General features: G+C 56.3%; 1 protein-coding gene. It reads left to right on the plus strand.

Features of this window, described 5'->3' with window-relative positions; all coding sequences use genetic code 11:
* On the plus strand, positions 1-343 hold a 343-nt coding region (locus Q4563_RS17645), incomplete at both ends, for a VCBS domain-containing protein (protein ID WP_303605427.1).

The raw sequence follows: 343 nt of genomic DNA on the forward strand, positions 1-343 counted from the left end.
GCAGCACCACGGTTGTAGCGACATTTGATGCCACCGATGCCGAAGGTGACGAGCTGTTCTATCGTCTGGACGATAACAGCGATGGTTACTTCATGATTTCCGGTTCGACGGTCGTGTTGACCAGCGCCGGTGTGACGGCCATCAATGACGACAGCCTGAGCCTGACGGCATTGAGTGTCACGCTGGTGGTCAGCGACAACCAGTTGTCTGCCCAGCAAACGCTGACGATCAATGTGACGCGTGTTAACGATGCGCCAGTCCTGAGCGTTGACGCGGTTAGCAGCCTGACTGAAGACGATGTCACTACTGATACCCAAGTGGCAACCGTGGAAGCGTCAGACCC

The organism is Gilvimarinus sp. 1_MG-2023, from assembly GCF_030548285.1.